The sequence below is a fragment of the Rhodococcus jostii NBRC 16295 genome (assembly GCF_001894825.1).
GTDB classification, from domain to species: domain Bacteria; phylum Actinomycetota; class Actinomycetes; order Mycobacteriales; family Mycobacteriaceae; genus Rhodococcus_F; species Rhodococcus_F jostii.
In genome coordinates, this window is sequence record NZ_BCWY01000034.1 from 14970 (window position 1) to 34097 (window position 19128).

Sequence of the window (19128 nt, forward strand, 5' to 3'; positions counted from 1 at the left end):
ACTCACCGGGCGGCCGCGCCCGCGACGACGGCCGCCTCCCCGGCGTCGACGATCTTGATGCGGGGCCGGCCCGCCTCGCGGCCGCGCTCGCGCTCGAAGCGGTCGATCGCGCGCCAGTCCGCACCACCGAGCGCGTCCGGTCGGCGTTCGCGCACCAGCGCCGCCAGGTCCGCGGAGGCCACGGTCGGTGCGGGGAGCAGTCCCGCGCGGTGATCGGCGAGGAGGACCTCGACGGTCTCCGCCGCGCAGTAGCGATTGGTGCCGATCACCCCGGTCGCGCCGCGCTTGATCCAGCCCGCCACGTAGTGCCCGGCGACGGTCTCCCCGGTGCCCGATTCGACGACGCGGCCCGACACGTTGGCGACGGTTCCGGCGGCCTCGTCGAACGGGAAGCCGGGGATCGGCAGTCCGCGGTACCCGACCGCCCGGAGGACCAGCCCGCACTCGATCCGGTCCACGGTGGCTTCGTCGGTGCCGGTCACGATCAGGGCTGCGGTCCGCCCGTCACCTGTCACCTCCTGCGGGGTGGCGCCGAAGCGCAGCACGATGCGCTTGTTCCCCGGAGTCGGCTCCCGCCGGGAGTAGTCGGCCAGGATCTGCAGCTTGGTCGGCGCGTCCGGACCCGCCGTGACCGGGCCGTCGACGAGGACGTCGATCCCGGGCAGCGAGCCGAGCGCGAGCAGTTCCGGGGTGGTGCACGCCGCGTACTCGGGTCCCCGCCGGCCGAGCACCACCACCTCCTCGATCCGACTGTCGGCCAGGGCGGCGAGGGCGTGATCGGCGATGTCGGTGCGGCGCAGGGTGTCCACGTCGGAGACGAGGATGCGGGCGACGTCGAACGCGACGTTGCCGTTGCCGACCACGACGGCGCGGGATGCGGTCAGGTCGAAGGCGCGATCGGCGTGATCGGGGTGACCGTTGTACCAGGCGACGAACTCCCGGGCGGCGTGGCTGCCCGGCAGGTCCTCGCCGGGGATGCCGAGGCGCCGGTCGCCCGTCGCGCCGGACGCGTGGATCACCGCGTGGTGGTGGGCCAGCACCTCGTCGATCGTCACGTCCCGCCCCACCTCGACGCCGAGATGGAACGTGAAGCCGTCACGCCGCGCGGTGCGGTCGAACACCCGGTCCACCGTCTTCGTGTGCCAGTGGTCGGGCGCGACGCCGAACCGCACGAGCCCGCCGGCCACGGGCAGCCGTTCGAACATGGTGACCTCGGCGGCGATGTCGCGACGGGCCAGCAGTTCCTCGGCGGCGTAGAACGCAGACGGTCCGGATCCGACGATCGCCACCCGCAGCGCCGGGGGGTCGGCGACGCCGGCGGTCGCGAGGGCGAGCGGAAGCGGCTGCACGTGCGCGCCCGGCCCGACGCTGCGTGGATTGCGCTGGAAGTACTCGGCATTGATCTCCCGGTACCGGTCGATGTCGGGGGCGGGCGCGTCGCCGGGGACGATCGCGTCCACGGGGCACACGTCGGAGCAGGCACCGCAGTCGATGCAGACGCCCGGGTCGATGTACAGCATCTCGGTGCGCTGATACTCGCGCTCCGCGGGTGTCGGGTGGATGCAGTCGACCGGGCAGACCGCGACACAGGTCGCGTCATTGCAGCAGTTCTGGGTGACCACGTACGCCATCAGGGATGCTCCTCGCTCGTGCGCGTCACCGTGACCGGGACGCCGTTGAAGATCGGGGACGCCGTCAGCGCCTCGAGGTCGGTGGTGTCGTCCACCAGGGCGTTGTAGTTGCTGCCGGGCACCGATGCCGACCGGGACGTCCGCAGGCCCGGTCCGTCGTGGCCCCACCCGTGCGGCATGCTCGCCACACCGGAACGCAACGTGTCGTCGATCCGCAGTTCGGCCGTGACCGTGGTGACCTTGGACGTGACCGCCACCCGGTCGCCGTCCACCAGGCCGCGCTCGGCCGCGTCGTGTGGGCTGACCAGCAGGGCGCACTGGCCGGTGTCCGGTTGGGGCAGCGCGTTGTGCAGCCACGAGTTCATGCCGCGCCGCTGCCGCCGGTTGATCAGCAGCAGATCCGGGGCTGCCCTCGTGACGCTCGCTCGCAGCCGCGGGAGGTCCGCGGCGATCATCTCCGGCACCAGATCGATCCGCCCGTCCGGGGTGCGCAGCACCTCCGGGACACGCGGTGCCAGCGGCCCGTAGTCGATGCCGTCCGGGTTGTCCTCCAGCAGTGCGAGAGTCAGCCCGTCCAGGTCGAGTCCGAACCGGTCGCCGTAGGGTCCGCTGCGCAGACGCAGGTCCAGCAGTCGCTGGGGGCCGCGGCGGTCGGTCACGGCGGCCAGCGCGTGTCCCTCTTCGCAACCGGCGAGTTTCGCGGCGCGCCGGGCCGCGACGGCGGCCACGTCGTCGTCCATCTCGTCGACCGGACGGTGCGGGGTTCCCTTGGCGATCGCGGCCAGCCGCAGCAGGATCTGCCATTCCGCCCGCTCGCCGTCGGCGAGGTCGAGCAGGGGCGGGGTGTACCGCGCGACGTTCCGGATCTGGAAGTGCGCCAGCGTCACATCGTGGTGGCCCCGGGTCGTCACCGGTGGCGGGGGCAGGATCACGTCGGCGTGCCGGGTGGTCTCGTTGAGATAGCAGTCCACCGACACCATGAAGTCGAGGGCGCCGAGTGCCTCCTCGATCGCGCCGCTGTTGGGCAGGGAGCGGGCCGGGTTCCCGGCGAGGGTGATCAGTGCGCGGGTGCGGCCCGGTCCCGGAGTGAGGATCTCCTCCGCGAAACACACCGCGGGCAACTCCCCCATCGCCTCCGGCAGTCCCCGCACCCGCGAGCGCCACCGGTCGAACATCAGCTTCGGCGGTCTGGTCACCGGCCAGGTGTTCTGCCCACCCGCGGGCGGCAGCGCGAACATCGCACCGCCGGGCCGGTCCAGGTTGCCGGTGACTATGGTGAGTACCTCGACGAGCCAGTTCGCGAGGGTGCCGAACTCCTGCATGCACGTTCCGATCCGCGAATGCGCGACCGCCGCAGGAGCGCCCGCGAACCCGCGGGCCACCGAGCGGATCACGTCGGCGTCGATCCCGCACGCCGCGGCGACGGCGTCGGGGTCGAATTCCGCCGCCATCGCGAGGGCGGCGTCCAGGCCGTCGACCACATCCGGCACCCGCTCGGGCCTGGCCAGACCCTCGGTCGCGATGACGGACAGCACCCCGAGCAGGAACAGGGCGTCGGTCCCGGGCCGGATCGGCACGTGCAGATCCGCGACCTCGGCGGTGCGGGTCCGCACCGGGTCGACCACGACGAGGGTGCCGCCCCGCTCACGCAGCGCCTGCAGGCGGTGGTGCATACCGGGCGCGGTGACGGTGCTGCCGTTGGAGACCATCGGGTTCGAGCCGAGGATCAGCAGGTAGTCGGTGCGGTCGAGGTCGGGCAGGCTCATACCCAGCCCGGTGCCGTACAGCAGCATGTGCGCGAGGTTCTTCGGCCAGGTGTCGACGCTGGCCGGCGAGTAGATGTTCCGGGTGCCGACCGCGCCGATCAGCTCGCCGAGGTAGAACGTCGAATCCAGATGGTGAGCAGCTGGATTGCCGTGGTAGATCGCGCAGCTGCCCGGGTCGCCGGTGACGAACTCCGGTAGCCGGCGCTCGATCTCGGCGAACGCCTCGTCCCAGGTGGCCTCGCGGAATCCGCCGCCCGCGGTGCGCAGCAGCGGTGTCCGGATCCGGTCGGGGTCGTTCTCGATGCGGCCGAGGCCGAGCCCCTTCGCGCAGCTGTGCCCGGCGCTCAAGACGTCGTCGGGGTTCGGCGCGACCCGCACGATGGCGCGGCCGTCGAGTTCGACCAGCAGTCCACAGGTCGACTCGCACAGCGGGCAGATCCGGTGCCCGGCAATCGGTTCTGCGGTGATCATCACACGTCCTGTTCGATTGCGGTGGGCTCGACCGCGACGGGAACCGCGGTCATGGTGGGCATCGCGTTGATCGTCTGGACACCGTCACCGGTTCCGGTGAGCGCGTTCACGTTCACTCCGACGTCGTCGCGCGGGTCGACGCTCCCGAAACAGTGCGTCATCGACACGGTGCCCCGGGCCAGGGTGGCGTCCGCCCGCGCGGTCGCGCGCAGGCGTCCGGACACCGACCGCACGGTCACCGCCTGCCCGTCGGCGATACCCAGGGCGGTGAGGTCGTCCGGGTGCAGGCTCGCCGGGTTGGCGCCACCGGGAACGAGCCCCGGCACGCGGGTGCCGGTGGAGTTGACGGCCTCGCGGATCCGTCGCACCGTCAACAGGAGCGGGAACCGTGTCGCGACAGCCGTGTCCGTCAGTGCTGCGCGCAGTTCGCCGCGCACGTCGTCGGGCATCAGCGCCAGGCGGTGCCCGGCAGCCTCCTCGGTTGCCGGACCCACGACGGCGCCGCTGCGCCCGGCGAGATGTCCGTGCGGGGCGTCGACCAGGTCGGCGAACGGGACGCGTCCCCGCTCGGCCATCATCGCCAGCAGCTGTTCGGAGGTCGGTGGCGCGGCGGGGTCGAGGATGCGGCCGGCGAACTTGACCGGCTGTCCGGAGGCGGCGGCGAGGTCGAGGAAGAACCGCCAGTCGTCGACGACGCCGGGCGGCGCGGTCACGACCGCGGGGGTGTATTGCGCGAACGGGCGTGGGAAGAACGGCTCCATGATCGCGGTGTGGTCGGCGCGCTCGTACATCGTGGTCGGGGCGATCACGTAGTCGGCGAGCCGTGCGGTGTCCGACATGCGCGGGTCGACGCACACCAGCAGGTCCAGTGATCGCAGCGCGCGCAACGCTTTCCCCCGGTCCGGTAGCGCCGCCGCCGGATTTCCGCCGGAGACGATCAGCGCCCGCACCCGGTCGGGGCCGGGTTCGAGGATCTCGTCGGCGAGGATGCCGGACGGCAGTTCGCCGCGGATCGCCCGCACCGCACCGATGCGACTGGCGTACCCACGCTCGTAGGCCCGGGTGGGCGGTGCGACCTCCGCTCGGGCCGGCTGGTGCCGGGTCAGGACGGCGCGGTCGTCGGCCCGCTCCCCTTCGCGCAGGTACCGGCCGCACACCACGTTCAGGGCCGCGACGAGGTGCTCCGCGAGGTTCGAGTGCGGGCCCATGCACAGCCCGGTGCCGCTGGTCGCCATCCCCCGGCTCCCGCCCGCGAACACCCGTGCCGCGTCGCGGATCCGGTCGGCGGGAACACCACAGATCCGCTGCACGACCGCGGGGGTCACGTCGGACACTGCATCGGCGAGCGAGGCCAGGTCGGCGGTGTACCGGCGGCAGAAGTCGGCGTCGTGGAGGTGTTCGGTGAGGACGACGTGGAGGAGGCCGGCGAACAGCACCGCGTCCGTCCCCGGCCGGGGCGCCAGGTGGATGTCGGCCAGGGCCGCGGTCTCGGTGCGTCGCGGGTCGACGACGATCAGCCGCAGGCCCCGCTCCCGCGCCGCCCGCAGGGTGACGGACGGGTTCTGCACCACCGCGCCGTCCCCGTCGCCGCCGTTGCCGGAGACGACGGGGTTGGTGCCCGCCAGCAACCACACGTCTGCGTCCTCGAAGCGTTGCCGTCCGCCCAGATACGCTCCCATCCGTTCGGCGACAACCCATTTCGCGGACTGGTCGATGGTCATCGTGGAGAACAGCTTGTGCGAGCCGGTGCCCCGGAACCAGGCCCGGGCCATCGGCGAGGTGAGTGCGGCGAAGTTCTGCTGCGTCCCCATGAACAGCGCGACCGCATCCGGTCCGTGCCGGTCCACGATGGCGCGCAGCCGGTCCGCGATGTCGGCGGTCGCTCGCGCCACCGGCACCGGCTCATGGGTGCCGGTGGCGGTGCGCCGCATCGAGGTGGTCAGCCGGTCCGGCCCGTGGACGAGGTCGCCGCCGCGACGCCCCTTCGGGCAGGTGTATCCACCGGAGATCGGATGGTGGGCATCGCCGAGCACCCGTGCGATCCGCCCGTCCTCGACATCGAGCAGGACGCCGCACGAGGAGGCGCACAGCCTGCAGAACGAGGTGACCCTCGACGTGACGGATCGCATCGGTTCAGTGCGCCTCGGCCGTGACGGCCGGCGATTCCGCAGCCCCGACGACGGTGCGTCCGCGGAGTCGTTCCCGCACGAACAGCGCACCGAGAGTGAGTACGGCGCAGGCGGTCGGGACGATCATCAGCAGGAAGATCGTGCGAGCGTCCATCCCGGCCGCGATCAGCGCGGCGCCGAGGGTCGGCCCTGCGATGGACCCGATGCGCCCGATTCCCATGGCCCAGCCGATGCCCGTCGAGCGTGCTGCCACCGGGTAGATCGACGCTGCAATGGCGATGATGCCGGCCGAACTGCCGGACATCCCGAATCCCACGATGCAGATCGTGATCAGCAGCAGCGTGGAGTTCGCCAGGACCATCGCGACGGCACCGATGAACAGGGCTCCGAGTGTGTAGCCGGCCATCACCACCGCGTAGGCGGCGTCCGATCCCCGGGACCGGCGCCACGCGGTGCCGACCCGGTCGGTGATCCATCCGATGGACAGCGCGCCTGCCATGCCGCCGAGGTTGAACAGCGCCGCGGCGAGGATCGCATGGGACGCGCTCTGCCCGCCCTGGCTGAACAGCGACGGCATCCACCCGAACAGGAAGTAGATCACCAGGAAGTTGATGACGAACACGACCCACAGCAGGACCGTGTCCAGCGCCCGGCCTCCGGCGAAGAGTTCCCGGATGGGCGATTTGGTGGCCACAGCGGCGTCCACGGTGAACGTCACCGATCCGGTGATGCCCGCCTCCGGGGCGATCGCCGAGAGGATCTTCGCGGCGGCGGCGTGATCGCCCCGGGCCGCGAGGAATTTGCCCGACTCCGGCAGTCCGGCCCACGCCAGCGCCGCCACGATCAGCGGGAGTACACCACCGGCCACGAAGATCGACTGCCAGCCGTAGGCCGGAATCAGTTGCGCGGCAGCGAGTCCGCCGAGGAAGCCGCCGAGCGACATGCCCGCGACGACGATGGTGACCAGGGTGGAGCGGCTGCGCGCGGGGCTGTACTCGCTGGTCAGCGCGATCAGGTTCGGGGTGACGCCACCGAGGCCGATTCCGGCGAGGATGCGCAGCACGATCAGCACACCCATCGACGGCGCGAACGCGGACGCGAGGGTGAACACCGCGAACAGCACGGTGCACAGCAGGATCACCCGGCGCCGGCCCCACCGGTCGGCGACGGGACCGAACAGCAGGCTGCCCACGACCATCGCACCGCTGCTGAGCGCCAGTAGCAGTCCGAACGAGGCCTTGGACAGGCCCCAGTCCTCGGACAGCGCGGGAATCGCGAATCCGATCAGCTGGGCGTCCATGCCGTCGAGGATTGCGAGGGCCAGGCACAACGCGATGGCACGCTTCTGGAGGGCAGACACCGGTGCGGTGTCGATGAGCTGGGAGATGTCGACTTCACGAGTTGGGGCCACGACGTGCATTCCTCTCGGGAGGGGGGAACTGCAAGGGGGGTCAGGCGGGGGCGACGGTGCCGTCGACCGCGAGTGCGTCGGCGGGCACCTCCGGGAAGCGCTGGCGCAGGGACGGCTTGGCGAGTTTGCCGGAGAAGGTGCGCGGCAGGGGCTCGCCCAGCGCGACGGCGTGCTTGGGACGCTTGAACTTCGCGAGGTTCTCGCCGGCGACGTCGGCGATGTCGGCGACGATCTCGGCGGCGGGACGCTCGCTGTGGAACACCACCATCGGCACCTCACCCCATCGGTCGTCCTTGACGCCGATGACCGCGAGGTCGACCAGGCCGGCGATGCCGTGCAGCGCCTTCTCGATCTCGGCGGGGTAGACGTTGAGGCCGCCGGAGATCAGCATGTCCTTGCTGCGATCGACGATCTTCAGGAATCCACCCTCGTCCTGCAGGCCGAGGTCGCCGGTGCGCAGCCACCCCTCTCCGAGGGTCGCCTCGGTGGCCTCGGGCTTGTTCCAGTACTCCCGCAGCACGTGCTCGCCGCGGACGAGGATCTCGCCGACCTCCCCGGCCGGGGTGTCGACTCCCGGATCACCGATCCGGATGTGGGTGCCGACCAGCGGCAGCCCGGCGAAGCCGGGGCGCGACACGGCGTCCTCGTAGGCGAGGGTCGAGACCATGCCGGAGGCCTCGGTCAGGCCGTAGCACTGGGTGAGCGGAATGCCGTGCGAGCGGTAGAAGTCGAGCAGGTCCAGGCTGACCGGCGCGCCACCCGTGCCCGCGAAGGTGAACTTCGCGAGCTTACGGGTGCCGAAGTCGGGCAGCATCGTCATCCGTTCCCAGATCACCGGGACGGTGGTGGTGGCCGTGATCTGCTCGCGCTCGAAGGTGTCGAGGGCGATCTCCGGGTCGTACTCGCGCAGCAGGACCATCGTCGCGCCGGGCACGACGACGAGCTGCATGAAGATCGACAGGATCGAGCCGGTGTACACCAGCGGGGCTGAGCACAGCACCCGGTCCCGGGCCGAGAAGCCGAACGTGATCGACTGCGAGATGCCGGGGGTCATCGCGTTGCGGTGGGTGATCAGGGCGCCCTTCTGCACGCCGGTGGTCCCCGACGTGTAGCAGATGAAGGCGGGGTCGTCGGCGTCGATGGCGACGACGGGGGCGGTCCCGGGGTCGATCAGCCGCTCGTACGGCTGGTGGGCGGTGCCCCCGATCGCGTAGGTCTCGAACTCCGCTTGCTCGGCGGCGACCTCGAGCAGCGACGCGAAGTCGTCCTCGACGATCACCACGCGCGGCGCGGAGTCGACCACCATCGGCGCCAGCTCCTTGGCGGTGAGCCGGAAGTTGAGCGGGACGCTGATGGCGCCGAGCTTCAGCGTCGCGAGGATGAGGTGGGCGAGCTCGGGGCGGTTGAGCATCATCACGGCCACACGATCGCCCTTGCGGACGCCGCGGGCCGCCAGACCGCGGGCGAGCGCATCGGTGATCGCGTCGACCTCCGCCCAGGTCTGCGACGTGTCCCCGAACACGATCGCCTGCTGCTGCGAACGCGTCTTACCCCAGAACCGGGTCAGGTCCGCCAGATTCATCTGTGCTCCTCATGTCATGTGCCGGCTCGCCGGCGTGTGTCCTGTGCCGGCTCGCCGGCGTCTCGTAGCCGAACCCTCCGGCCGCAGCGTCGACGGGTGTGATCACCCTCACTTCGTGCCCGCAAACCTAACAGTTGTAGGCGTCTGGCGCAATGCTCGATTCGAGACCCTCGGCCACCCGGACGAACTGGTTGTCCACACGAAAACGACACCCACACAGCATTTTTCGCGTGGGTGTCGTTTTGTGCGGAATGCGCCCGGTCAGCCGGCGGAAGGTGCCTCGTGCCGAGAGCTTCCCGGGTCGGCCGCCGCGGCGATCCGCGCGGCGTCGTACCGCGCCACCGTCCGCAGCACCTCCGTGGTGTCCGCGCCCACGACCGGCGGCAGCGCGGGCGCGAACTTCTCCCCGGCGACGCGCACCGGGCTGACCACGAACTCGAGCTCACCGACCCCCGGGTAGTCGACCCGGTAGGTGTTCTCCCGCGCCCGGAAGTGCGGGTCGTCGAGCATGTCGGCGACGCTGTTGACCGGTCCGCCCGCGATGCCGTGTTCGAGGAACAGCTGCACCCATTCGGCGCGGGTGCGTTGCGCGAAGATCTCCGTCAGCGCCCGCCACACCAGGTCCGCACGGGCGGGGGCACCGTCGTCCGTGCCGGTGAGGTCGACGCCGATCAGGTCCTCGCGCCCGACCGCGGCCAGGAAGTTGTGCCAGAACTTCTCCACGTGCGACCCGAACAGGATCGCCTCGCCGTCGCTGGTGCGGTAGGCCTCGAGCCGTGGCCAGTCGGGCAGTCGCCCGTCCGGCAGCCAGGTCGGACGGGGAATCGAGCGGTCCTTGTTCAACTCCGCATCCACGAGGTCCGGCATCCACGCGGCGGCGACGTCGATGCCCGCCACCTCGACGTGGCATCCGACACCGGTGGCACCGGCCTTGTGCACCGCGGCGAGCAGGCCCATCGCCCCGTACGCGCCGAGCGCGTACATCGCGATCGGCGGCGTCGTGGACCCCGCCATGCCCTCGGTCGGCGGCTGCGTGGGAGTGTCGACCTCGCGGAGCCCGGCGTACGCATCGAACACCGGGCCACCGGTGCCGAGAACACGGTATGGGCCGTCGGTGCCCATGCCCGACACCGTGCACAGCACGACCTTCGGATTCACCTGTCGCAGTTGCTCATAGCCGATATCCAGCCAGTCGAGATACCCGCCTCGCATGCCCTCGATGACGGCGTCGCACGAGCGCGCGAGGTCGAGGAAGGCCTGCTTGCCCTCGGGGCTGCGCAGGTCGAGTGCGACGGACTTCTTGCCGCGATTCCAGCGCAGATGCATGAACGCCGGCCCGTCCTCGGCTCCGACGGCACGGCTGCCACCGACGCGCACGGGGTCCCCGAGCGGGCCGGATTCGATCTTGATCACGTCTGCACCCAGATCGGCGAGATGCCCGCCGAGCGACGACGGCGCCAGCTGCGCGACCTCGAGAATCCGAACTCCGTCCAACAGCGAGTAGCCACTCACGAACTCTCCTCCGCTCCCCGGCCGATGGCCGAGATATTCTGTGTCTGATCAGGTTTCAATTCGATCCAGAGTCCGTCGACTTCGGCTACCAGGACGTCTCCGTGATACATCGCACCGCGCATGAACCGTTTGCGGCCGTCCTGGCCGGCCAACTCGGCCTCCACGCGCAATTCGACGCCGAGTGGGGCGGGAGCGCGGTAGTCGACGCGCAGGTACGCCGTTCGCGCCCACGGTCTGCCGGAACTGTTGGCGAGGCGCGCGAGAATCTCGTCGAAGATCAGCGGTGTCACGCCACCGTTCATCGCGTACCGCCCGGAATGGAATCTGCCGACGGTGACGTGCCCACGCGCTCTCGTCTCGGTCACCTCGTCGATGTGGAGGGGTGGTGTGACCGTCTGGCCCCGCCCCGGAAGATCCCAGCGTCGGCCGGAGATCTGCTCGTCCTCATCGACCTCGAACTCCGCGAGCCGCGCCGCGAGGTCACGCAGCGTCCGCGCAGCGCGGCCCGCCGCATCCGGGCTCGGGCGGCTGCGGGTGACGGCCTCCTGCACCGAGCGCAGGGCGTCGGCCAACTCCGCGAACTCGTCGAGACTGTCGGCGGTCGGTTCGAACGGGTCGTCCCAGCTGGGACTCCAGATGTCTTCGGGCGCGGCGATAGTGGCGTCCATCCGGACCTCGCTTTCCGTGGAGAGGAGTGGCGACCTGCGGGTCACTGTGCGCGGCTTCCGAAGTACGAGCTGAACATCTCCTCGACCGGACGCGGTCGAAGCGTCGTGCGCGACACGGCGTTCTCCCGGTCGTAGCGGCTCCGCAAACCGTTCCCCGGCCCCTCGAGCAGCAGAGACTTGATCTCGCGCATCGATTCCGGGGGTTGCGCCGCGATCTGTTCGGCCGCCTCGAGTGCGGAACCGAGGACGTCGCCGTCGGCCGCGTACCGGGAGACGAGCCCCATCCGGAAGGCCTCCTCGCCGGACACCGCCCGTGAGGTCATCAGCAGATCGCGGGTCTGTCCCGCGCCGATCAGGGTGTCGAGTACCCAGGTCAGGTTGGCACCGCCGTACTTCGCCGCGGTGACGGTGATGCTGGTGCCGGGACCGCCCACGCGCAGATCCGAACACACCGCCAGCAGGGTGCCGGCGCCGTAGGCCATCCCGTGGACCGCGGCGATGGTGGGTTTGGGGAACGTGAAGTACCTCCACAACAGCTCGTCCCGTTCGAGCATGCTCAGGGCGCCGGTGTCTGGGGTCATCGCGCGGAGTTCCTTCAGGTCGTATCCGGCGGAGAACGCCGCCGGACCGTCTCCCGCCAGCACCACGACCCGAACGGCCGGATCGCCCGCCGCGTCGGCGAGCGCGGCATCGAGTTCTCGTTGCAGCCCGAGCGAGATCGCGTTGTGCACGTCCGGGCGCGCGAGGTCGAGTTGCAACACGCCGGGAGCCGGCGACGAACGACGCAGGTCGCCCGACGTCACCTCACACCGCCGACCGCCGCCTCCTCGCGAGCGACCTCCTCGGCATCCCGGGTGATCATCTTGTGGAAGACCTGACCGGGCAGCTCGTTCCGTCCGTAGATCAGCTCGTCGACCTGGCCGTGTGCCGCGTTGGCCGTGATCGTCTTCGTGACGAACCAGTCCTCGGCGTGGAGTGTCTCCATGAGGAGTTCCCAGTTCTTGTCGAGGATCCGCTTCTCACGCGGGGTCTCGGGCTCCTTCGGGGAGAGGAGCCGAATGGTGCAGTACGACACGTTGGGGTCTTCGGTGTCGGGCACGATCGTCCAGATCTCGAAGTGGTTGGGCTCCGTCACGAGCATCGTGCCGGGGTAGATCGTGTAGTTCGCCAGGGAGTAGTCACGGACGTCGAAGGAGTCCGGATCTGCACCCCGAACCTCGGTGATCGACTTGCGGGCCACGACGATTCGCCACGAGCGGTCGACCAGGTCGTACGCCGTGATGTTTCCCTCGAGGTAGTTGCACACGGTCTTGGTGTGCAACTGGCAGAGGTGGTACGAGTCCTGGACACCGTCGACGGCGATCTTCCAGTTCATGTCGAGTTTCCAGGTCTCCTTCCGCACCTGGAACGACTCGGCCATTCCGGTCGCCGTCACCTCCGCGTCGTGCTTGGCGCCGAGGATCGCGGCGATGTCGAGATCGGCGCCGACCGTCGGAACAACCCAGACCAGGCCGTGCCGCACCTCGCAGGGGAACTCGACGAGCCCGTACTGCGAGCGGTCCATGCCGTCGAAGCCTTCCGCGTGCGGCATTCCCCGCAGATCTCCACCGCGGCCGTACGCCCAGTTGTGATAGGGGCAGCTGAAGATGCGCTTACAACCCGATTCGTCGAACTCCACCTTCGAGCCGCGGTGCCTGCAGACGTTGGAGAAGGCCTTGACGCTGCCGTCCGTCTGCTTCACCACCAGCAGCGGTGTGCCGATCAGCTCGGTCGTGACGAAGTCGCCCGCCTTCTTCAGCTCGTCGACGTGGGCGACGATGTGCGGCAGTCGCCGGACCACCTTGCGTTCACGTTCGGCGAGTTCCGGGTCGTTGAACACCGAGAACGGCACTCGAAGCAGGTCGTCCGCGTAGTCGGTGCTGTTGTTGTCGACGTGTGCGATCAGCCGCTCGGTGAGTGTGATCTTGTCTTCTCGCTCCATACACCGAGAGTGGCACATGAGACATTTGTTGTCTAGCGTCTCATCCAGAATTGTGGCGGTACTGTTTTCTGGTGGCTGCAAGGACTGGAAACGACCCCGCGACCGACGTCCGCTCGACGATCCTCACCGCGGCCGAGTCGTGCTTCGAACGCTTCGGAATCACGAAGACCACGATGGAAGATGTCGCGCGCGCGGCCGACATGTCCCGCGCGACCGTCTACCGGTACTTCTCCGACCGCGAGAGCCTCATCATCGAATCGGTCGCGCGACGCGCGCGGATGAACATGAAGCCGGCGCGTGCCTTCATCGCGAAGTGGCCCACCGTCGAAGAACGGATCGTCGAGGGCATCTGCCACAACGTGAAGAGCGGGCAACGCGACCCGATGGTTCACCTACTCGTCTCCCCGTCGGAGATGACCCTGGCCAACTCACTGCTGACCACCTCGGGCAAAGCCGTCGAACTCACGAGCGAACTGTGGGAGCCGATACTGCGTGAAGCGCAGGAGGCCGGCGAGATACGAGCCGACGCCGACCTGCCCCTGCTGTGCGAGTGGATTTCGGAACTCGAGATCATGTGCATCAGCCAACTCAACGGCGGCACCGGCTCGCTGGAACGATTCCGCGAGAAAATCCGGGCCTTCCTCATACCCTCACTGCTGCCGGCCGGCGACTGAGTCCGCGAGTACGACGCCGCCGGCAGTCGACCCGATCTACGTCCAGACCCCTGACACACGGAGCCTGTGCAGCACTGCAGAAATCAACCGGCAGCCGGTAGCGCCGTGCGCAATGGGGGAACTACGGCAGGAAAGCAGGTAGGACGAATTGCCTCATCATCTGCCGGTGGGCAGGGTCGCTCGGATCCGAATTATCCAGTCGCGGTGCGAGCATCAGCTGCACGAGGGTGATCCAGGAGCATGCTTCGTCCGTGTCGATATCCGCCCTCATCTCGCCGCCCGACTTTGCCTCGTCGAAGATCGGACCCCACAGTTCGGTGGTCAGACTCGTTGCGAGCGGGATCGTCTCGAGCCACGAATCCCCGCCCACGTGTTCCGGACTGACGAGGATGCGCACGATCGGATCGTTGATTCCGTCGTAGACGAGATAGATGAGGCCCTCGATCAGCCTGTCCTCGAACGTCGCGCACTCCATCAGAAATTTCCGGCCGCGTTCGAGGGTCTGGCGCGATCGCCACCGGATCAGCTCGGTGGTGAGCGTCTCGCGGTCCTGGAAATACCGATAGACGGTCGGGCGCGAGACCCCCGCCTCCTTGGCAATGTCTTCCATCGTGGTCTTCGAGATCCCGAAACGAAGAATCATCGTCTGGGCAGCCACGAGTATCTGAGACCGTGCGACATCGGCGTCCTGACTCAGCACCCCGGCGGTCTTCCTTCTTGCCATCCTCGCTCCAGACACCGTCACTTCCGACCGGCCACCCCGACCAGTCGTGATACAAATGACAATACACGTAAGATGTTGCATCGCGGTGTCGGCTACGCCCAGTTCATTACACCAAAAGAGCGAGGCGGGTTGCCCGAAGCCCCACAGGACCACGGACAACCTCCTCGAAGCTCCCAGCCGAACTCAGGACGAGGGCGTGAAGGTGATCGGGAGTCGAATGCAGCCGCGCACCTGGGTCGCGTGCAGGATCGGCGGGTCCTCCGGGACGAGACGGTAATCGGGCAGCCGCTTGTGAATCTCCTCCATGGCCACCGTGAGTTCGATTCGTGCCAAGTGAGACCCGATGCACCGATGCGGCCCGGCGCCGAAGGACAGGTGACGGTTCGGCGAGCGGTCGATCCTCAACTCGTCCGGGTCCTCGAATTCCTCGCCGTCGCGGTTCGCCGAGCAGAGCAGCACGACGAGCTGGTCACCCGCCGCGATCGTGACTCCGCCGATCTCGACGTCCCGTGTCGCTCGCCGGCCCGCGATGACGGCGGCCTCGATCCTCAGGATCTCTTCGACCGCCGCAGGGATGGTGTCGGGATCGTCCACGATCTCCTGCCGCTGCCCCCGATTGTTCGCCAGATGGATGATCCCCCAGGCGAGTGAACCCTGGACCGTGTGCAGACCGGCGATGAGTAGAAGGAAGAACATGCGGTACAGCTCTTCGTCGGTGAGTAGCCGCACCCCGTCCTCCATCTCGATCGGGGTGTTGATGATCTGTGTGGTCAGGCTTTCCGAGGTGATCTCGCCCGAGCGCACTCCAGCCACGATGGCCCCGAAGTAGCCGAAAATCTGGTTGGCCGCATCCTCGCGCGCCTTCGCGGACTCCTCGTCGGTTCCACCGGGAATACCCTGCAGTGCAATGTCCGTCGTAGTGGTGAACATCTCGGCGTCCTCGAGCGGCCAGCCCATGAGCGCCAGGAACACCCGCGTCGGCAGCTCGTGGGCGAACTCCGAGATGAACTCGGCCTCGCCTCGTGCTGCGAAGTCGTCGATCAGCTCGTTGACGACGTTTCGGATCTGGGGCTCGAGTTCCTTCATCCGCTTGGGGCTGAACAACGGTTGCAGGGCCTGCCGGTAGTACGTGTGCTCCGGCGGGTCGAGTTCGATCGGGATGAACTTTCCCTGGCCCGCGTTCACGAGGTTGTTCGGGTAGCTGGAGAACGTGTCCGGATCACGCAAGACCTGGTGGATCTCCTGGTACCGCGTCACGATCCAGTGTCCACCGTGCGCCGTCGAGTACACGACGGGACCGATGGCCCTCAGCGCTGCAGCACGTTCCTGGAACACGTCCTCGGGCATCGCCAATGTCTGGTCGTAGACGTCGAAGTCCACGATGAGCTTGTCGGGTAGATGGGTAGTCGTCACTGCTTCTCAGCCTTCCGAAGTCTGGGGTTCGACGCTCAGCGCGCGCTCCGGGCACATCTCGACGAGGGCACCCAGTTGGTCTCGTAGTTCCTCTGGAACCTGTTCGGCAACGACCACGGGGTAGCCCTGGTCGTCGCTGTCGACTATCTCGGGCGCCGCGCCGTAGCAGAGGCCGTGGCCCGCGCAGGCGGATCGGTCGACCTTCAACGACAGCGCACGGTCCTGCGCATGAATGGTCATGGACGAACGCTCCACTCAGTCGACGGACAGCGTGGGATTCGGAGCGTCCTCTTCGAACATCATCGCCACGCGCGACAGGGTGCCGCCGTCCGTCGCGGGCAGTGTCAGGCCCGAAATGTATGCGGAGTCGTCCGACACGAGGAAGAGTGCGACCTTCGCGTTGTCCACGAGCGACGGCGGACGCTGGAGCTTGAGCGGAATCGGCGAGACACCCGGATCCCACGGCCCCGCGGTCTCCTCATAGGACTGACCGATCACCGGGGTGCCTGGACCCATCAGGAAGTTCGGAGACATTCCGTGCGTGGGGGCGAGGGCATTGACGCGAATCCCGTAGCGCCCGAGATCCAGGCTGAGGCCGCGAACCAGGCCGTTGACACCGGCTTTCGTCGCCGAGTACATCGCGATGCTGTGATAGGCGGCGAAGGACGCCGCGGACGACGTTGCCAGGATGGCGCCGCCGCCGTTGGCGCGCATCGCCGGCACTGCGGCTTTGCAGGAGTACACGACGCCACTGAGGTTGACTCCGAGAACGTGCTGCCAGTCGGCATCCGTGAGGTCCTGGAATTCCACGTGCTCGCCGCCCGCCACCGACGGGACACCGCCCCGGGAGACGACACCCGCGTTGGCCCACATGATGTCGAGCTTGCCGAAGTGCTCGACGGTGGTCTCGACGCTGCGATAGACCGCGGCCTCGTCGCTCACATCGGCGGTGATCGCGATCGCCGTTCCGCCCTGTTGCTCAACCAGTTTCGCGGTCTGCTCGGCCCGGTCGCCGTCTATGTCGACTACCGCCACCTTGGCACCCTCCGAGGCGAACAACTGCGCACCCTGGCGTCCGAGTCCGGATCCACCTCCGGTGATGACGGCGACTTTGTCCTGAAGCTTCATGTGAACTCCTCTGTGATGGTTCGTCGGATGCCGGAGACTCGCGGTGCGTGGGGACATCGTCCAGCGAACTCGGGGCGAGACGGTTTCGATCCTCGACGGCGGGGCTGTCGCCGGTCGAGAGGATCGAGTGCGGGCCGCATCTCCGATCCGAATAAACCTTATACCGTTAGTCTATGAGACGTCAATCACTTTCTTCGACGCGCAGCTACCGGCACACTGCAGGGCTCCTCATGCGGAAGTTACTGCACACGAAGCGATTTCAATAATCGAGGCGGTGTCCACGAGCTTCACTCGCGGCCTGTCCGATTCCCGGCCGAGCCGCCGCTCGTACGCGTCGATCGCTTTCCACCCGGCGTAATCGATGCACTCAGGCCTTCGATGCGCGACGAGTCGGCGGAGCTCCTGACGCCCGGCCCCGGGAGCCGTCAATCGACCGGCATGGAAGTCGTCGACCAGTTTGTCGACCGTCTCTGCTGCGCAGGCCTTGTTGGTTCCGATGACGCCGGAGGGACCACGCTTGATCCACCCGACGGTATACACACCCGGCATCGGTCTACCCGAATCCGGATCCAGCACACGGCCTCCGTCGTTCGGCATCGTGGAGCGTGCACCCGCGACGGGCATACCCGCGACCGGGACACCCCGGTACCCCACCGATCGCAGGACCAGACTGCAGTCGATGTTCTCGACGACACCAGTCGGCACCGCCCTCGAACTCCCCTCCAGGTCCGGAACCAGTTCGTTGCGGACCAGTCGGATCCCCTCCACCCGGCCGTTTCCCAACACTTCGACCGGAGAGAGTAGATAGCGCAACGCAATACGCTTGCCTGCGGGCGTTTGCGGGGTTTTCGCAAACTCTGCAACGATCCTGGCTTTCATCGCTTCGATCGAGCCGGAGTGCCCACCGGGTGACGGCGGCACCGACTCGGCCGGCTCCACTTCGTCCGATTCCACCACGACATTCACGCCGGGGAGGAAACCGAGCGCAAGCAACTCCGGATTCGTGTACGCCGCTTGGGCCGGGCCCCTGCGACCGACGACGACGACTTCCTTGATCCTGCTCTCCGACAACGCCTCCAACGCGTGCGCGGCGATATCGGTCTTCCTCAACTCGGCGGCGCCGGCGACGAGCACTCGCGCCACATCCAGCGCAACATTGCCGTTTCCGATGATCACGGCACGCTCGCCCGACAGGTCGAAGCTGCGGTGCGCGTGATCGGGATGACCGTTGTACCACGCCACGAATTCCGTTGCCGAATGACTTCCGGGCAGCCCCTCGCCGGGAATCTCCAGTGCGCAGTCCGCAGGAGCCCCAACCGCGTAGATCACCGCATCGTGATGCGCGAGCAACTCGTCGTGAGTCAGGTGTGCGCCTACCTCGACATTGAGGTAGAAATCCACGTCCCTCCGCGACGCCGTCTTCTGGAACAGGGAGGCGACCGCTTTGGTCGCCTGATGATCCGGTGCGACACCGAACCGGACCAGCCCGAACGGTGTCGCAAGCTTCTCGAAGACGGAGACTTCCACGGCGGGACCGCTCCGCGACAGCAGGCTCTCCGCCGCGTAGCAACCGGACGGCCCTGACCCGACGATCGCGACTCGCAACAGTGCGCGTTCGGACAACTGGACCGCGGCGGCACCGGGTGGTTCGGCAGCCGGGGCGGGCCGTTCCCTGTTCAGGTAGTACGCCGCGTTGATCTCCTCGTAGCGTGCAGTTTCCGGAGTCAGGTCGTAGTCGGGGAGAATTGCGTCGACGGGACACGCGTCGATACATGCGCCGCAGTCGATGCAGCCGACGGGGTCGATGTACAGCATCTCCGCCCCGCCGTAGCCGGGCTCGTTCGGAGTCGGATGGATGCAATCGACGGGGCATACCGAGACGCAACTCGCGTCGTTGCAGCAGGATTGCGTGACTACGTGAGTCAACGTGGATTCCTATCGCCTAGTGAACGGACGGTGGAGCGCGCACCCCGCTTAACAGTGATACAAATTACGTTAGATGTCACGCTGATATGTGTCAAGCCTCACATTCGAGTCG

At 68.1% G+C, this 19128-nt stretch carries 15 protein-coding genes; 1 reads left to right on the top strand and 14 read right to left on the bottom strand.

What is annotated here, in order from left to right; all coding sequences use genetic code 11:
• Positions 1-2 precede the first annotated feature (2 nt).
• The 9 genes from RJ1_RS21905 to RJ1_RS21945 form a co-directional block, all read right to left on the bottom strand.
• Positions 3-1631, bottom strand: a complete 1629-nt coding sequence (locus RJ1_RS21905) for an FAD-dependent oxidoreductase (RefSeq protein WP_073363899.1) — start codon at positions 1629-1631, stop codon at positions 3-5.
• Complete coding sequence (locus RJ1_RS21910; RefSeq protein ID WP_073363902.1) at positions 1631-3868, bottom strand: molybdopterin-dependent oxidoreductase; 2238 nt, start codon at positions 3866-3868, stop codon at positions 1631-1633. The genes RJ1_RS21905 and RJ1_RS21910 overlap by 1 nt, the downstream gene beginning before the upstream one ends.
• Positions 3868-5997: a molybdopterin-containing oxidoreductase family protein gene (locus RJ1_RS21915; protein WP_073363904.1), complete on the bottom strand. Its 2130-nt coding sequence runs from the start codon at positions 5995-5997 to the stop codon at positions 3868-3870. The genes RJ1_RS21910 and RJ1_RS21915 overlap by 1 nt, the downstream gene beginning before the upstream one ends.
• Positions 5998-6001: 4 nt before the next feature.
• Positions 6002-7408: an MFS transporter gene (locus RJ1_RS21920; RefSeq protein ID WP_073364025.1), complete on the bottom strand. Its 1407-nt coding sequence runs from the start codon at positions 7406-7408 to the stop codon at positions 6002-6004.
• A 40-nt stretch (positions 7409-7448) separates the two neighbouring features.
• Entirely contained in the window at positions 7449-8990 is a 1542-nt protein-coding gene (locus RJ1_RS21925; protein ID WP_073363907.1) for a class I adenylate-forming enzyme family protein, read from the bottom strand.
• A gap of 261 nt (positions 8991-9251) precedes the next feature.
• Complete coding sequence (locus RJ1_RS21930; protein WP_073363909.1) at positions 9252-10502, bottom strand: CaiB/BaiF CoA transferase family protein; 1251 nt, start codon at positions 10500-10502, stop codon at positions 9252-9254.
• Positions 10499-11170 (bottom strand): PaaI family thioesterase, encoded by a 672-nt coding sequence (locus RJ1_RS21935; protein ID WP_073363910.1) that lies wholly within the window; start codon positions 11168-11170, stop codon positions 10499-10501. The genes RJ1_RS21930 and RJ1_RS21935 overlap by 4 nt, the downstream gene beginning before the upstream one ends.
• A 41-nt stretch (positions 11171-11211) precedes the next feature.
• Complete coding sequence (locus RJ1_RS21940; RefSeq protein WP_073363912.1) at positions 11212-11973, bottom strand: enoyl-CoA hydratase/isomerase family protein; 762 nt, start codon at positions 11971-11973, stop codon at positions 11212-11214.
• Entirely contained in the window at positions 11970-13151 is a 1182-nt protein-coding gene (locus RJ1_RS21945; RefSeq protein ID WP_073363914.1) for an aromatic ring-hydroxylating oxygenase subunit alpha, read from the bottom strand. Before RJ1_RS21945 ends, RJ1_RS21940 begins: the two co-directional genes overlap by 4 nt.
• A 71-nt stretch (positions 13152-13222) precedes the next feature.
• Between RJ1_RS21945 and RJ1_RS21950 the strand changes: the two genes are divergently transcribed.
• Complete coding sequence (locus RJ1_RS21950; protein ID WP_073363916.1) at positions 13223-13825, top strand: TetR/AcrR family transcriptional regulator; 603 nt, start codon at positions 13223-13225, stop codon at positions 13823-13825.
• Between the two features lie 121 nt (positions 13826-13946).
• Here RJ1_RS21950 and RJ1_RS21955 read toward each other — a convergent pair whose 3' ends face one another.
• From RJ1_RS21955 to RJ1_RS21975, 5 genes are all read right to left on the bottom strand, one after another.
• Positions 13947-14549, bottom strand: coding sequence for a TetR/AcrR family transcriptional regulator (locus RJ1_RS21955; RefSeq protein WP_073363920.1), 603 nt, complete (start codon positions 14547-14549; stop codon positions 13947-13949).
• Between the two features lie 183 nt (positions 14550-14732).
• Positions 14733-15962 (bottom strand): cytochrome P450, encoded by a 1230-nt coding sequence (locus tag RJ1_RS21960; protein ID WP_073363923.1) that lies wholly within the window; start codon positions 15960-15962, stop codon positions 14733-14735.
• 6 nt (positions 15963-15968) lie between these two features.
• The gene (locus tag RJ1_RS21965) at positions 15969-16202 is read right to left on the bottom strand and encodes a ferredoxin (RefSeq protein ID WP_073364027.1); all 234 of its coding nucleotides are present in this window, start codon (positions 16200-16202) and stop codon (positions 15969-15971) included.
• Positions 16203-16217: 15 nt separating this feature from the next.
• The gene (locus RJ1_RS21970) at positions 16218-17090 is read right to left on the bottom strand and encodes an SDR family NAD(P)-dependent oxidoreductase (protein ID WP_073363924.1); all 873 of its coding nucleotides are present in this window, start codon (positions 17088-17090) and stop codon (positions 16218-16220) included.
• A gap of 228 nt (positions 17091-17318) precedes the next feature.
• The gene (locus RJ1_RS21975; RefSeq protein WP_073363926.1) at positions 17319-19016 is read right to left on the bottom strand and encodes an FAD-dependent oxidoreductase; all 1698 of its coding nucleotides are present in this window, start codon (positions 19014-19016) and stop codon (positions 17319-17321) included.
• Positions 19017-19128 lie beyond the last annotated feature (112 nt).

Coding starts and splice junctions, on each gene's coding strand:
- RJ1_RS21905 (WP_073363899.1), bottom strand. CDS start 1,631: ATGGCGTACGTGGTCACCCAGAACTGCTGCAATGACGCGACCTGTGTC.
- RJ1_RS21910 (WP_073363902.1), bottom strand. CDS start 3,868: ATGATCACCGCAGAACCGATTGCCGGGCACCGGATCTGCCCGCTGTGC.
- RJ1_RS21915 (WP_073363904.1), bottom strand. CDS start 5,997: ATGCGATCCGTCACGTCGAGGGTCACCTCGTTCTGCAGGCTGTGCGCC.
- RJ1_RS21925 (WP_073363907.1), bottom strand. CDS start 8,990: ATGAATCTGGCGGACCTGACCCGGTTCTGGGGTAAGACGCGTTCGCAG.
- RJ1_RS21935 (WP_073363910.1), bottom strand. CDS start 11,170: ATGGACGCCACTATCGCCGCGCCCGAAGACATCTGGAGTCCCAGCTGG.
- RJ1_RS21945 (WP_073363914.1), bottom strand. CDS start 13,151: ATGGAGCGAGAAGACAAGATCACACTCACCGAGCGGCTGATCGCACAC.
- RJ1_RS21955 (WP_073363920.1), bottom strand. CDS start 14,549: ATGGCAAGAAGGAAGACCGCCGGGGTGCTGAGTCAGGACGCCGATGTC.
- RJ1_RS21965 (WP_073364027.1), bottom strand. CDS start 16,202: ATGACCATTCATGCGCAGGACCGTGCGCTGTCGTTGAAGGTCGACCGA.
- RJ1_RS21970 (WP_073363924.1), bottom strand. CDS start 17,090: ATGAAGCTTCAGGACAAAGTCGCCGTCATCACCGGAGGTGGATCCGGA.